We start from the raw sequence: 14,306 nt of genomic DNA, 5'->3' as shown, positions 1-14,306 counted from the left end.
TTCGACCAGCAGTCGCTGCTGCGCGCCGATAAGGTCGAGCGAGCAGGATTTCGCGAGCCGCCGCTAATGAGCCGCCGACACCCCCAGCATATTGCCTGCGCCGATCACTACGGTAGCGCCGACGAGCAGGCCGATGCCGGTCCATACCGTCCGCCGCGTGCTGCGGCTTGCGCCCTTCCATTCCCGCAGGGCAAAGCCCCAAAGGGTCGAAAAGAGGATGATCGACGCCATGTGCAGCGTCCAGGATGAAAAGCCGTAGCGGCCCATCTGGCTTTCGCCCATCGTGTAGAAGAAGAACTGGAAGTACCAGAGCGTGCCGCCCAGCGCCGCCAGCAGATAGTTGGTGAGCAATGGCGCGCGGCCGCCATTTTCGGGGTCGGAAGGCGCGCCGAAGAACTGCGCCGCGCTCTTGTTCCGGGCGATGAGATAGGCGCACCACAGCGCGTTGGTGGTAAGGCCCCCCGCCAGCACCACGCACAGCACGGGCAAGCCCTGGCTCAGCGGATCGGTCCCCGCCGCCAGCGACAGGTCGCGGATCGGCTGGCCCGCGTCCAGGCCCCAGGCGAAGCAGCCCGACATCACGCCGGAGAAGATGGCGATGAGGATGCCCTTTTTCAGGTTGAACTCAGCCACGCCTTCGGACTGCGCGCCCGCCAGGTCCCGCTCCTTCGCCTTGCCCGCGCGGGCGACGACGACGATGCCGGTTAGGGTGATGAGGATGCCGAGCAGCGTGAGCTGGCCGCTGATGGTCGATGCGATCTCCCCTATCGTGCCGCGGAAGATGGGCGGCCCAAGCGTGCCGATCACCGTTGTCAGGCCCAGCGCCACCGCCATGCCCAGCGACAGGCCAAGATAGCGCATGGTGAGGCCGAAGGTCAGGCCGCCAAAGCCCCACATCGCGCCCCAGAACCAGCACCAGAACAATGTTTCGCGCGGGGTGGCGGACAGCACGCCCAGAAGGTCGCTGGTCTGGAGCGAGGCGAAAATCCAGGGCGCGATCGCCCAGGAAAACAGGCCGCCGGCCAGCCAGAACACCTCCCACGACCAGCGGTTGATCCGCTTGTAGGGCACGTAGAAGCTGGCGGAGGCGAAGCCGCCCAGCCAGTGGAATATGACGCCCAGCGCCGGATTGCCGCCCATTGATCCTGTCTCCCTCTTGTCTGTTCTGTCTCAGCCGCCCGCCAGTGCGGTGCGGTCTATTTCCCCGATGGATTTCATGCCGGTCAGCGTCATGGCGACGCGCATTTCCGCTTCGATAAGGGCGAGCATCTGCTCCACGCCCGCCTGCCCCTTGGCAGCCAGCGCGAAGACCCAGGCCCGGCCCAGCAGCACGCCCTTCGCCCCCAGCGCCAGCATGCGCACAACGTCCAGGCCCGACCGGACGCCGCCATCGGCCAATATGGTCAGCCGGTCGCCCACCGCATCGGCAATGGGGGGCAGCGCGCGGGCGGTGGACAGCACGCCGTCAAGCTGCCGCCCGCCATGGTTGGACACGATGATGCCGTCAGCACCGATGGCGGCGGCTTCCTTCGCATCCTCCGGGTCCAGCAGCCCCTTGATGATCAGCGGCCCTTTCCATTCGGAGCGGATGAAATCCAGATCGCGCCAGCTTATGGAATTATCGAAATTCTCGCGCATCCAGGCGAAGAAATCCTCGATGCCGGTCTTGCCCTTCAGCACGGGCGCGACATTGCCGAGCGCGTGTGGGCGGCCGCGAATGCCCACGTCCCAGGCCCAGTCCGGCTTCATCGCCCCCTGAATGGTCCGCCGCATCGCGCCGCGCAGCCCGGCCGCGCCCGCAAGGCCCGAATGATAGTCGCGGTAACGGCTGCCCGGCACGGGCATGTCGACCGTGAAGACGAGGGCGGAGCATTGCGCCTCCACCGCCTGCGCCATCAGGTCGCGCATGAAGGCGCGGTCACGGATCATGTAGAGCTGGAACCAGAAGGGGCGGGCGGCCGCGCTCGCGACTTCGGACAGGGCGCAGGCCGATACGGTCGAAAGGGTGAAGGGGATGCCCGCCTTGTCCGCCGCGCGCACTGCCTGGCACTCGCCGCGCCGGGCGTTCATGCCCGCAAGGCCGATGGGGGCGAGCGCGACCGGCATGGCCAGCTTCTGCCCGAACAGTTCGGTGGTCAGGTCCAGGCTGGACATATCGCGCAGCACGCGCTGGCGCAGCGCGATCGCTTCCAGATCGGCGACATTGCGGCGCAGCGTCACTTCGGCATAGGAGCCGCCGTCGATATATTCGAACAGGAAATGCGGCAGGCGGCGGCGCGCCAGTTCGCGAAAGTCGCTGACCGATGCGGCGATCATGCAAAGGCCTCCAGTTCGGCGCGCCACCCGGCGCGGTAGGCGGACAGGTCGCCGGGCAGCGGCTCCACCTTGCGGAGGGAGCCACTCGGTTCAAGCGCGGGATCGATCAGGCGCAGCGCGCCGAAGGACACGTCATTATGGGCGTTGGCTGTATAGACCTGCGTCCCCGGCCGCAATGCGGCAAGCGCGCGCACGAACACTTCGGCTTCGGCGAAACGCCCTTCGACCAGCAGTCGCTGCTGCGCGCCGATAAGGTCGAGCGAGCAGGATTTCGCGAGCCGCCGCTAATGAGCCGCCGACACCCCCAGCATATTGCCTGCGCCGATCACTACGGTAGCGCCGACGAGCAGGCCGATGCCGGTCCATACCGTCCGCCGCGTGCTGCGGCTTGCGCCCTTCCATTCCCGCAGGGCAAAGCCCCAAAGGGTCGAAAAGAGGATGATCGACGCCATGTGCAGCGTCCAGGATGAAAAGCCGTAGCGGCCCATCTGGCTTTCGCCCATCGTGTAGAAGAAGAACTGGAAGTACCAGAGCGTGCCGCCCAGCGCCGCCAGCAGATAGTTGGTGAGCAATGGCGCGCGGCCGCCATTTTCGGGGTCGGAAGGCGCGCCGAAGAACTGCGCCGCGCTCTTGTTCCGGGCGATGAGATAGGCGCACCACAGCGCGTTGGTGGTAAGGCCCCCCGCCAGCACCACGCACAGCACGGGCAAGCCCTGGCTCAGCGGATCGGTCCCCGCCGCCAGCGACAGGTCGCGGATCGGCTGGCCCGCGTCCAGGCCCCAGGCGAAGCAGCCCGACATCACGCCGGAGAAGATGGCGATGAGGATGCCCTTTTTCAGGTTGAACTCAGCCACGCCTTCGGACTGCGCGCCCGCCAGGTCCCGCTCCTTCGCCTTGCCCGCGCGGGCGACGACGACGATGCCGGTTAGGGTGATGAGGATGCCGAGCAGCGTGAGCTGGCCGCTGATGGTCGATGCGATCTCCCCTATCGTGCCGCGGAAGATGGGCGGCCCAAGCGTGCCGATCACCGTTGTCAGGCCCAGCGCCACCGCCATGCCCAGCGACAGGCCAAGATAGCGCATGGTGAGGCCGAAGGTCAGGCCGCCAAAGCCCCACATCGCGCCCCAGAACCAGCACCAGAACAATGTTTCGCGCGGGGTGGCGGACAGCACGCCCAGAAGGTCGCTGGTCTGGAGCGAGGCGAAAATCCAGGGCGCGATCGCCCAGGAAAACAGGCCGCCGGCCAGCCAGAACACCTCCCACGACCAGCGGTTGATCCGCTTGTAGGGCACGTAGAAGCTGGCGGAGGCGAAGCCGCCCAGCCAGTGGAATATGACGCCCAGCGCCGGATTGCCGCCCATTGATCCTGTCTCCCTCTTGTCTGTTCTGTCTCAGCCGCCCGCCAGTGCGGTGCGGTCTATTTCCCCGATGGATTTCATGCCGGTCAGCGTCATGGCGACGCGCATTTCCGCTTCGATAAGGGCGAGCATCTGCTCCACGCCCGCCTGCCCCTTGGCAGCCAGCGCGAAGACCCAGGCCCGGCCCAGCAGCACGCCCTTCGCCCCCAGCGCCAGCATGCGCACAACGTCCAGGCCCGACCGGACGCCGCCATCGGCCAATATGGTCAGCCGGTCGCCCACCGCATCGGCAATGGGGGGCAGCGCGCGGGCGGTGGACAGCACGCCGTCAAGCTGCCGCCCGCCATGGTTGGACACGATGATGCCGTCAGCACCGATGGCGGCGGCTTCCTTCGCATCCTCCGGGTCCAGCAGCCCCTTGATGATCAGCGGCCCTTTCCATTCGGAGCGGATGAAATCCAGATCGCGCCAGCTTATGGAATTATCGAAATTCTCGCGCATCCAGGCGAAGAAATCCTCGATGCCGGTCTTGCCCTTCAGCACGGGCGCGACATTGCCGAGCGCGTGTGGGCGGCCGCGAATGCCCACGTCCCAGGCCCAGTCCGGCTTCATCGCCCCCTGAATGGTCCGCCGCATCGCGCCGCGCAGCCCGGCCGCGCCCGCAAGGCCCGAATGATAGTCGCGGTAACGGCTGCCCGGCACGGGCATGTCGACCGTGAAGACGAGGGCGGAGCATTGCGCCTCCACCGCCTGCGCCATCAGGTCGCGCATGAAGGCGCGGTCACGGATCATGTAGAGCTGGAACCAGAAGGGGCGGGCGGCCGCGCTCGCGACTTCGGACAGGGCGCAGGCCGATACGGTCGAAAGGGTGAAGGGGATGCCCGCCTTGTCCGCCGCGCGCACTGCCTGGCACTCGCCGCGCCGGGCGTTCATGCCCGCAAGGCCGATGGGGGCGAGCGCGACCGGCATGGCCAGCTTCTGCCCGAACAGTTCGGTGGTCAGGTCCAGGCTGGACATATCGCGCAGCACGCGCTGGCGCAGCGCGATCGCTTCCAGATCGGCGACATTGCGGCGCAGCGTCACTTCGGCATAGGAGCCGCCGTCGATATATTCGAACAGGAAATGCGGCAGGCGGCGGCGCGCCAGTTCGCGAAAGTCGCTGACCGATGCGGCGATCATGCAAAGGCCTCCAGTTCGGCGCGCCACCCGGCGCGGTAGGCGGACAGGTCGCCGGGCAGCGGCTCCACCTTGCGGAGGGAGCCACTCGGTTCAAGCGCGGGATCGATCAGGCGCAGCGCGCCGAAGGACACGTCATTATGGGCGTTGGCTGTATAGACCTGCGTCCCCGGCCGCAATGCGGCAAGCGCGCGCACGAACACTTCGGCTTCGGCGAAACGCCCTTCGACCAGCAGTCGCTGCTGCGCGCCGATAAGGTCGAGCGAGCAGTCGGCGACCAGCGCGGCATAAAGGCAGGCGGCGGCGCGGCGCGCATACCAGTCTTCGGGCCGGTTGACCCAGCGGCATTCCAGTTGCGGGAAAGGGCCAAAGCCGGGGGCGAGCGTCGGCAGGATCATCACCTCGTCCGCCAGCAGCCGCTCGACGGCGGCGAGCAGGGCGGGCTGGTCAGGCTTGATGTCGACGCGGCGCGTATCGATCTCAATCAGCGTCTCGATCTCGCGCCCGCCCATGAAGCGGGCGGACGGCACCGGCTTGCCATAGGCATCGACATTGACGAGGCAGTCGCGCGCTTCGGGCAGCGATGCCGTATCGACGGGCTGGGCGGGCAGGCGCATGGCGATGAACCAGGTGCCGGTGGACAGCACCGTCGCTTCGTTGCGGGCGATCTCCGGGAAACCGCGCGCGGCGAGCAGGGCGGCGTTGGAATCGTGCAGGCCCGCCAGCACCTTAACCGTCTTCGGCAGTCCCGTGCGCTCGGCGATTGCGGGAGAGAGGGTCGCGACCGTGTCAGCCGCGTTGACCACCGGCGCAAAGCGATCGGCCCAGCCAAGCCGCACGGCCATGGGGGAAAAGCCGCCGCTGGCAGGCGCCCACAGGTCAGTGTGACAGCCAAGGCTGGTCACTTCGCTGACCGCGCGGCCGGTCAGGAACCAGGCCCAATATTGCGCCCAGGGCAGCAGCGTCGCGCCGCGCATTTCTGCGCCATGGATCTGGTCCATCCACCAGATCTGGCTACCAAGGTTGAGGCCGTCCGGCAGGGCGGGCGATCCGGTGATGGCGAAGGCATCCCGCTGATCGCGATAGGCGGTCATGATATCGTCGGGGATTGCCTGCTCATAGTCGAAGGGCGCGAAGGCGAGCGTGCCGGGCGTTCCTTCCCCATATCCGGCAAGGGCGGCGACGGCGGCGCCGTGGCCGACCGGAATGATCGCCTCCACCGGCTGACCGGCGTGGCGGGCGAGCATGTCGAGCAGCCAGGACCCTATGCCATCGGCGTCCAGGCGGCGGACGCCATCGACCTCGCACAGGCTGTTGGGACGCGTCTGCCGGTCCAGCATTCGCCCGTCACGCGACCAGAGGCTGACCTTGCTGAGCGTCTTGCCTAAGTCGATGACGATGTAGGCACCTGAATCCAACTGCATCCCTCCCGAAACGGGTTATTGAAAGTGATCATTATCAATCGTGATTGATCATTTCCAGTGAAAATGATAGCAAGGCTTCACGCTGCACATCGCTTCACAGCTGAAGGTATCCCATGAACGCTCCGACCAACGCCGCAGATTTCGCCATTCCCTTCGCCGTCCCCACCAGCCGCTGGGATGATTCGGCGGCCGCTTCGATGAGTCCGGCCGAACTGCTGCTCTACCGTTCCAACCTGCTGGGTTCGGACCTGACCGTCACCAATTTCGGCGGCGGCAACACTTCGGCCAAGATCATGGAAACCGATCCGCTGACCGGCGAGCAGGTGGAGGTGCTGTGGGTCAAGGGTTCGGGTGGCGACATCGGTTCGATGAAGCTGGACGGCTTTGCGACCCTGTATCAGGACAAGCTGCTGAGCCTGGAGAAGCATTATGGCGGCGAGCAGGATGACGACAAGATGGTCGGCTATCTGCCGCACTGCACCTTCAACCTGAACAGCCGGGCCGCGTCGATCGATACGCCGCTCCATTCGCTGCTGCCCTTCGCCCATGTCGACCATGTCCACCCCGATGCGATCATCGCGCTGGCGGCGTCGTCGGGCGGCGAGGCTGCGACGAAGGAAATCTGGGGCGGCAAGATCGGCTGGCTGGGCTGGAAGCGTCCCGGTTACACGCTGGGCGTGCAGCTGCGCGATTATGTTAAAGCCAATCCCGGCGTGGAAGGCGTGATGCTGGCGGGCCATGGCATCATCTGCTGGGCGGACACGGCCAAGGGCTGCTACGAACATACGGTGCAGCTGATCGCCGACGCGGCGAGCTACCTCAATGCGAAGCTGGCGGGCAAGCCTGCCTTCGGGGGCCGGAAGGTCGCGCCCAACCCGGACCGCGCCGCCATCGCCGCCGACCTGATGCCCCGCCTGCGCGGCTTCATGACCGGCGCGCGCAGCAAGCTTGGCCACTTTTCCGACGATGCCGAAGCGCTGGAATTCGTGGGTTCGGTGGATTTCGAACGGCTGGCCGCGCTCGGCACGTCCTGCCCCGACCATTTCCTGCGCACCAAGATCGCGCCGCTGACGCTGGACCCCGCGCGCTTGCAGGACGACGCCTATCTGGCGGAGAAGATCGAGGATTACCGCAAGCTCTACGGCGCCTATTACGAGCGGTGCAAGCGCGGCAATTCGCCTGCGATGCGCGATTCCAACCCGGTCGTCGTGCTGGTGCCGGGCATCGGCCGCTTCACCTTCGCCACGGACAAGACCACCGCGCGCCTTGCCGGTGAGTTCTACGGCAACGCCATCAACGTGATGCGCGGTTCCGAAGCCATCGGCGACTATATCGCGCTCGATGAACAGGAGGCGTTCGACATCGAATATTGGCTGCTGGAGGAAGCGAAGCTCCAGCGCATGCCCAAACCCAAGCCGCTGGTCGGCAAGATCGCGCTGGTGACGGGCGGCGCGGGCGGCATCGGCGCGGCGACGGCTGCGCGCCTGATGGCGGACGGCGCCTGCGTGATGCTGGCTGATCGTGACGCCGCCGCCGTGGAGGAAGTCCGCGCCGGTTTCGCCAGGCAGTTCGGCAAGGATGTCGTGCGCGCCGCCGTAGTGGACGTGACAGACGAAGCGCAGGTGCAGTCCGCGTTCGACGCCTGTGCGCGCGAATTTGGCGGCCTCGACATACTCGTCGCCAATGCGGGCATCGCCTCTTCCGCGCCGATCGAGGAAACCACCGTCGCGCTGTGGCGGAAAAACTATGACGTGCTGGCGGAAGGCTATTTCCTGACCGCGCGCGCCGCCTTCCCGATGATGAAGCGGATGAAGGAGCAGGGCGGCACGTCGATCGTGTTCATCGGGTCGAAGAATGGCGTCGCCGCCGCGACCAATGCGTCGGCTTATGCTTCGGCCAAGGCGGCGGCCAATCACCTCGCCCGCTGCCTGGCGCTGGAAGGCGCGCCGTCCGGCATCCGCGTGAACGTCGTCAATCCCGATGCCGTCATCAAGGGGTCCAAGATCTGGGACGGCGACTGGCGCAAGGAACGCGCCGGTGCGCACGGCATCGATTCGGGCAAGGAACTGGAGGAACATTACCGCCAACGCTCCATGCTGAAGCGCGACGTGCTGCCCTCCGACATTGCCGAAGCGGTCTATTTCCTTGCGTCGGATATGTCGGCAAAATCGACCGGCAACATGATCAACGTCGATGCGGGGAACGCCCAGGCCTTCACCCGCTAAGCAGCAAGGGAGAGGATGGGATGACATTGGCAAGGACATGGATGGCGCGGACCGGCTGGATGCTGGCCGCCCTCGCCATGGTGCAGACGGGAGGGGCGGCGGCGCAGGCGGTCAAGGCGAAGCCTGCCGTTGCTTCGCCCGCGCCAGCCAGCATGGCGGAGCCAGGCGCGATCCCGCTCTATCCGCCAGCCAGGGGCAAGCAGGGCAAGGCCGCCGAAACCGAAATCTGGAACATCAATCCGGGCGAGGGCCGTTCGGTGCGCAACGTCACCGTTCCCACGCTGACGCCGGTCCTGCCGGAAGCGGGCAAGGCCAATGGCGCGGCGGTGATCGTCGCGCCGGGCGGCGGCTTCATGATGCTGTCCATGGATCATGAAGGCTATAAGGTCGCCCGGCAGTTGGCCGACCGCGGTATCGCCGCCTTCGTCCTGAAATACCGCCTGATCCCGACCCCCGCCGACCAGAAGGAAGCGATGCGGGAAATGGCGGCCAGGATCGGCGCGGCCGTGCGCGGCGGGCCGGGCGCGGCGAAGCTGGAAAAGCCCGAAGCGACCGCAGACGCGATCGCTGCCCTGCGCATGGTGCGAACCGATGCCGCGAAATGGGGCGTCGATCCCGCGCGGATCGGCATGATCGGCTTTTCCGCCGGGGCGATGACGGCGCTGAATGTGGTCCTGCAAGCCCCTGCTGCCGAGCGGCCCGCTTTCTTCGGCTATATCTACGGGCCGCAGACTGCCGTCGCCGTGCCTGCCGACGCGCCGCCCATGTTCAACGCGATCGCGATGGACGACCAGCTGTTCCCCACCATGGGTTTCCCCATCGCCGAAGCCTGGCACAAGGCGAAGCGGCCGGTGGAAATCCACGCCTATCAAAAGGGCTATCACGGGTTCGGCCTTGGCCGTCCCGGCACCACCACCACGCTGCTGATGGATGAGTTCCACGCATGGATGGCCATGCAGGGCTTCCTCGGAAGCCAGACCAAGAAGTGAGATCATCATGACGACCAACCTGCCCCTTTCCGACGAACTGATTGCAGAGGCCAATGCGCGTGAAACCGCCGCGCTGGAGGAAGATTATGCGGCGCTGGGCCGCCAGCTCGACCGGCGCGGCATCGACATCGACGCGATCAAGGGCCGGGTCGCTGGCTTTTCAGTCGCGGTGCCGAGCTGGGGCGCTGGCCGGGGCGGCACCCGCTTCGCCAAATTCCCGATTCCGGGCGAGCCGACCACCATCCATGAAAAGCTGGAGGATTGCGCCGTCATCAACCAGCTGTCGCGCGTGACCCCGCGCGTGTCGCCGCATTTCCCGTGGGACAAGGTGTCCGACTATGCGGGCCTGCGGCAGGAAGCGGCGAGCCTTGGCCTTGGCTTCGACGCGGTCAATTCCAACACGTTCCAGGACCAGAAGGATCAGGCGCACAGCTACGTCACCGGATCGCTTTCCTCCACAATCGCCGAAACGCGCGCGCAGGCAGTCGAACATAACATCGAATGCATCGAGATCGGCAAGCAACTCGGATCGACGGACCTCACCGTCTGGGTCGGCGACGGCACGAACTTTCCGGGGCAGCAGGATCTTGGCCGCAGCCTCGACCGTTATCTTGAGGCGGCGGCGCAGGTCTATGCCGCGCTGCCCGACGACTGGCGGATGCTGCTGGAGCATAAGATGTTCGAGCCAGCCTTTTATTCGACGGTCATTTCCGATTGGGGTTCGTCCATCCTGGCGGCACAGGAACTGGGGCCCAAGGCGAAGTGCCTTGTCGACCTTGGCCACCATGCGCCCAACGTCAATATCGAACAGATCGTGGCGCGCCTGCACCGCTTCGGCAAGCTGGGCGGCTTCCACTTCAACGACAGCAAATATGGCGACGACGACCTCGATTCCGGGTCGATCAACCCGCACCAGCTGTTCCTGGTGTTCAACGAACTGGTCGAGGCGGAACTGCACCCGCGCGACGGCTTCAACCCCAGCTACATGATCGACCAGTCGCACAATGTGACCGACCCGATCGAATCCATGCTGTCGTCGGCCGAAACCATCGCGGCTTGCTTCGCCAAGGCGCTGCTGGTCGACCGCGAGGCGCTGCACGCCGCGCAGGAGGGCAATGACACGATGATGGCGTTCCAGGCGTTGCGCCGCGCCTATAATGTCGATGTCGCGCCCATATTGGCGATGGCGCGCATGGAAGCGGGCGGCGCGATCGACATGCTGTCGGTCTATCGCCAGAGCAAATGGCGCGAACGCAAGGCGCAGGAGCGCAAGCCTGTGGGTCTGGGCGCGGGGATTGTTTGACCGTCGCGCCTTGAACAGGAACCGTTCGGGCTGAGCGAAGTCGAATCCCTTCACTGAGCATGGCGAGGCGCCGCGCTCCCTCGGCCCTTCGACTTCGCTGGGCGAACGGCCGACGCAGATGGCCCGGCGTCAGGTGCCGCAGAAGGTCGCCAGCACCCGCTCATGCTCCAGCGGCGGCGCGGCATAGGCTTGGTTTTCCGGCTGATCCTCGAACGGATGCGACACTATGTGCAGCAGCCGTTCGAAAGGAGCGAAGTCGCCCTTGTCCACCGCCGCGCGGATCATCTCCTCCACCCGATGGTTGCGCGGGATGAAGGCGGGGTTGACCCGGCGCATGGCATCGCGGCGTTCGGCGGCTGGGCCTTGCTCGCTGGCGGAACGATCGCGCCAGCGCGCCAGCAGTTCGTCGGCGGCAAGCGGGTCGACGAACAGTTCGCGCACCGGCTCGTCGCCCTGACCCGGCTCGATCGCATCGGCCAGGCGGCGGAAGAACAGGGTGAAGTCCACTTGATTGGCCGTCATGGCGTCGAGCAATCCGGTCAGGAACTCAGCGTCCCCCTCCCTCTCCTGGCCAAGGCCGAGCTTGGCGCGGAAACCCCGCAACTGCGTATCGAGGAAGCGCGGCGCGTAGAACGACAGCGCCTCTTCCGCATCGGCGATCGCCTTCGCTTCATCCGCGTCCAGCAGCGGCAGCAGCGTTTCGGCGAAGCGGGTGAGGTTCCACAGGCCGATGCCCGGCTGATTGCCATAGGCGTAGCGTCCAGCATGATCGATCGAACTGAAGACCGTGGCCGGATCATAGCTGTCCATGAAGGCGCAGGGGCCATAGTCGATCGTTTCGCAGGCGACCGACATATTGTCCGTGTTCATCACGCCATGGATGAAGCCCACCAGCATCCAGCGCGCGATAAGGTCGGCCTGACCCGCGATCACCCGGTCCAGCAGCGCTCGATAGGGGCGGGGCGCATCGGCGGCATCGGGATAATGGCGGGCGATGACATGGTCGGCCAGAATGCGCAGCCCGTCCACGTCCCGGCGGGCGGCGAAATATTGGAAGGTGCCGACCCGGATATGGCTGGAGGCGACACGCGCCAGCACCGCGCCGGGCAGCGCCGTTTCCCGGTAGACGGGCTCGCCCGTGGTCAGGGCGGCAAGGGCGCGGGTGGTGGGGATGCCCATCGCCGCCATCGCCTCGCTCACCAGATATTCGCGCAGCACCGGGCCAAGGGCGGCGCGGCCGTCTCCGCCACGGGAAAAGGGGGTACGGCCGCCGCCTTTCAACTGAACGTCGCGCCGCTGGCCCTGCGCGCCGATTACCTCGCCCAGCAGGATGGCGCGGCCATCGCCAAGCTGGGGCACGAAATTGCCAAACTGATGCCCGGCATAGGCGGTGGCGATCGGCTCCGATCCCGGCGCGATCGACTGACCCGCCAGCATGCGCAGCCCTTCTTCGCCCGCCAGCCATTGCGGGTCGATGCCAAGATCGGCGCAGAGCGCTTCATTGACGCGGATCAGCGCTGGCTGAGGGGCCTGCATGGGCGGCACCCGCGCGAAGAAGCGATCGGGCAGGCGCGCATAGCTGTTGTCGAACCCCATGGTCATGACGGGGTTCGCGGCGCGGGCGGAACGGGCTGGGGCGAAAGGATCATGAGGGGCATGTGGGGATCGCGCCGGAATCTAAAAGGGAGGGCGCTGCATTTCTTGCCTTGCGCGGCGGCGCGCAATAGTCTGGCCGCAAAAAGGGGAGAGGCGACAATGCCGGTAACAAGGGGCGCTGCGGAATGACGTCCGCAGACATCAGCACATTGCCGCCTGTGCACAGGGTGGGGCGGCCTTCGGCCGAACAGAGCAAGGAATTGATGGCGGCGGTGATGCGCGCCGCGCGCGAGGAGTTCGCCGCCAAGGGCTTTCACCACGCCACCATGGAAGCGATCGCGGCCAGGGCGGGTGTGTCGAAACGCACATTATATACATGGCATGCGGACAAGGCGGCATTGCTGCAAGCGGCGATCCTGGACCAGGCGGTCGAACTTACCAGCTATGTCATCGATCCCAGGGCCAGCCTGAAGGACGCGCTGGCCGCTTATTCCCGCGCGGTCTTGCGAGAGCTTTCGACGGATTATGCCATGGCGGTGGGCGCTCTCATCATGCGGGAAGCGCGCCAGTTTCCTCCGGCGGGACAGGCCTTGCAGCAGGGGCAGGAATATCTGCGCCGGCCGCTGGTGAAGCTGTTGCAGGAACGGGGCATGACAGCGGCCGAGGCGGATCGCATCGGCAAGCTGTATATCGGCGCCCTGCTCGTCGACATGCAGCACAGGATGATCATGGGCCATGCCGCCCCGACGCCGGACCAGAACCGCCGCCACGCGGCCATGACCGCCACGCTGTTCCTGCCGGGGCTGGAAGCGCGTCTGGCGCAGCTTTCATCCGGTGCGGGGCGGGATGACGGTGAAAGCGGTCATTGAAAATAAGCGAGGCAAGGCGATTGCGCCACACAACCCCGCTCATCCGCGCGCGACCTCAAGAAAGGCTCTGAGAAGCGGAGAATGATCGTCAGTCCGCCAGATCATGCTCAGGTCGAACTGCACTTCGTCTTCGCGCCGCAGCCGGACATAGGATACCCCCGGCAGTTGCAGGTTGCGGGCGGATTCGACCACCAGGCACAGGCCAAGGCCGCTCGACACCAGCGCGACGGCGGTCACGACGTCGTCCACATCCTGGACGATATTGGGCGTCATGTTGCGCGTGTGAAACATGCGCATGAGATAATGGGTAAAGCCCTGGGGCCTTTCGACCCGCGGATAGAATACCAGCGGCTCGCTCGCTATGTCGTCGATCGAAAGTTCCGCGCGGCTTGCAAGCGGATGGCCTGAAGGAACGGCGACCAGCATGGGTTCGGTCAGCAGGGTTTCCCAGGTCAGGTCCGCTTCGTCCCGGAAGAACCTGTTGAAACCGATGGTGATCCGCCGCTCACGCAGCGCCTGCACCTGATGTTCGCGATCCATGTTGTGCAGGACGACCTCGACATGCGGATAGAGCGTGCGGAATGCGACGATGATGCGCGGCACCGCGTCCAGCACCGCCGATCCGAAAACGCCAACGTCCAGCCTGCCGAGATGGCCTGACCCCGCCAGCCGCGCGCGGGCGACCGCCTGATCCATCAGGTCCAGGATATTGCAGGCCCCGGTATAAAAGGTTGCGCCCGCTGGCGTCAGTTCCACGCCCTTGCTTCCCCGGATCAGCAATTGCACGCCAAGCGCGTCTTCAAGCTGCTGCACCTGACGCGTCAGCGGCGGTTGCGAGACATGGACGACCGCGGCCGCTCCCCGGAAACTTCGCTGCCGCACCACGGCGACGAAATAGCGCAGCTGACGCAGTTCGATCGCGTTCAGGGACATAGGATGTGATGCCTCTTCCGTATCATCCGGTGCAAAAAGAGGTATTGGACGGTTTCACCGCACAGGTCTAGTTCGATTGGACAGGGAGCGGATCAATCAAGCCGCTCCTGATGGAGG

At 65.9% G+C, this 14,306-nt stretch carries 11 protein-coding genes and 1 pseudogene; 4 read left to right on the top strand and 8 right to left on the bottom strand.

Annotated features, from left to right (window positions below; genetic code table 11):
- Positions 1–63: 63 nt before the first annotated feature.
- From rhaT (L288_RS39190) to L288_RS39165, 6 genes and pseudogenes are all read right to left on the bottom strand, one after another.
- Positions 64–1,140, bottom strand: a complete 1,077-nt coding sequence (gene rhaT, locus L288_RS39190; RefSeq protein ID WP_021239630.1) for an L-rhamnose/proton symporter RhaT — start codon at positions 1,138–1,140, stop codon at positions 64–66.
- Positions 1,141–1,170: 30 nt separating this feature from the next.
- A complete protein-coding gene (gene lldD / locus L288_RS39185) occupies positions 1,171–2,316 on the bottom strand; it encodes an FMN-dependent L-lactate dehydrogenase LldD (RefSeq protein WP_021239629.1) in 1,146 nt (381 codons plus the stop codon).
- Positions 2,313–2,570, bottom strand: a pseudogene (locus tag L288_RS39180) (carbohydrate kinase); the annotation flags it as partial. The gene lldD (L288_RS39185) and the pseudogene L288_RS39180, both read right to left, overlap by 4 nt.
- Positions 2,571–2,600: 30 nt before the next feature.
- Complete coding sequence (gene rhaT, locus L288_RS39175) at positions 2,601–3,677, bottom strand: L-rhamnose/proton symporter RhaT (RefSeq protein ID WP_021239630.1); 1,077 nt, start codon at positions 3,675–3,677, stop codon at positions 2,601–2,603.
- Between the two features lie 30 nt (positions 3,678–3,707).
- Positions 3,708–4,853 (bottom strand): FMN-dependent L-lactate dehydrogenase LldD, encoded by a 1,146-nt coding sequence (lldD, locus tag L288_RS39170; RefSeq protein WP_021239629.1) that lies wholly within the window; start codon positions 4,851–4,853, stop codon positions 3,708–3,710.
- Positions 4,850–6,274: an FGGY-family carbohydrate kinase gene (locus L288_RS39165; RefSeq protein ID WP_021239628.1), complete on the bottom strand. Its 1,425-nt coding sequence runs from the start codon at positions 6,272–6,274 to the stop codon at positions 4,850–4,852. Before L288_RS39165 ends, lldD (L288_RS39170) begins: the two co-directional genes overlap by 4 nt.
- 113 nt (positions 6,275–6,387) lie before the next feature.
- Here L288_RS39165 and L288_RS39160 point away from each other — a divergent pair, with 113 nt between their 5' ends.
- The 3 genes from L288_RS39160 to rhaI are packed head-to-tail and all read left to right on the top strand — an operon-like array spanning position 6,388 to position 10,791.
- Entirely contained in the window at positions 6,388–8,499 is a 2,112-nt protein-coding gene (locus L288_RS39160) for a bifunctional rhamnulose-1-phosphate aldolase/short-chain dehydrogenase (RefSeq protein WP_021239627.1), read from the top strand.
- A gap of 20 nt (positions 8,500–8,519) precedes the next feature.
- Positions 8,520–9,488 (top strand): alpha/beta hydrolase, encoded by a 969-nt coding sequence (locus tag L288_RS39155; RefSeq protein WP_236613062.1) that lies wholly within the window; start codon positions 8,520–8,522, stop codon positions 9,486–9,488.
- A 7-nt stretch (positions 9,489–9,495) separates the two neighbouring features.
- Positions 9,496–10,791 (top strand): L-rhamnose catabolism isomerase, encoded by a 1,296-nt coding sequence (rhaI, locus tag L288_RS39150; RefSeq protein ID WP_021239625.1) that lies wholly within the window; start codon positions 9,496–9,498, stop codon positions 10,789–10,791.
- Between the two features lie 129 nt (positions 10,792–10,920).
- Here rhaI and L288_RS39145 read toward each other — a convergent pair whose 3' ends face one another.
- Positions 10,921–12,393 (bottom strand): protein adenylyltransferase SelO, encoded by a 1,473-nt coding sequence (locus tag L288_RS39145; protein WP_031304830.1) that lies wholly within the window; start codon positions 12,391–12,393, stop codon positions 10,921–10,923.
- 179 nt (positions 12,394–12,572) lie between these two features.
- Between L288_RS39145 and L288_RS42145 the strand changes: the two genes are divergently transcribed.
- Positions 12,573–13,256 (top strand): TetR/AcrR family transcriptional regulator, encoded by a 684-nt coding sequence (locus L288_RS42145; RefSeq protein WP_021239623.1) that lies wholly within the window; start codon positions 12,573–12,575, stop codon positions 13,254–13,256.
- A gap of 39 nt (positions 13,257–13,295) precedes the next feature.
- Here L288_RS42145 and L288_RS39135 read toward each other — a convergent pair whose 3' ends face one another.
- Positions 13,296–14,189, bottom strand: a complete 894-nt coding sequence (locus tag L288_RS39135; protein WP_021239622.1) for a LysR family transcriptional regulator — start codon at positions 14,187–14,189, stop codon at positions 13,296–13,298.
- Positions 14,190–14,306 lie beyond the last annotated feature (117 nt).

Origin of the sequence: Sphingobium quisquiliarum P25 (assembly GCF_000445065.1) — a bacterium.
GTDB classification, from domain to species: domain Bacteria; phylum Pseudomonadota; class Alphaproteobacteria; order Sphingomonadales; family Sphingomonadaceae; genus Sphingobium; species Sphingobium quisquiliarum.
This window is presented reverse-complemented; position numbering and strand designations above follow the sequence as displayed.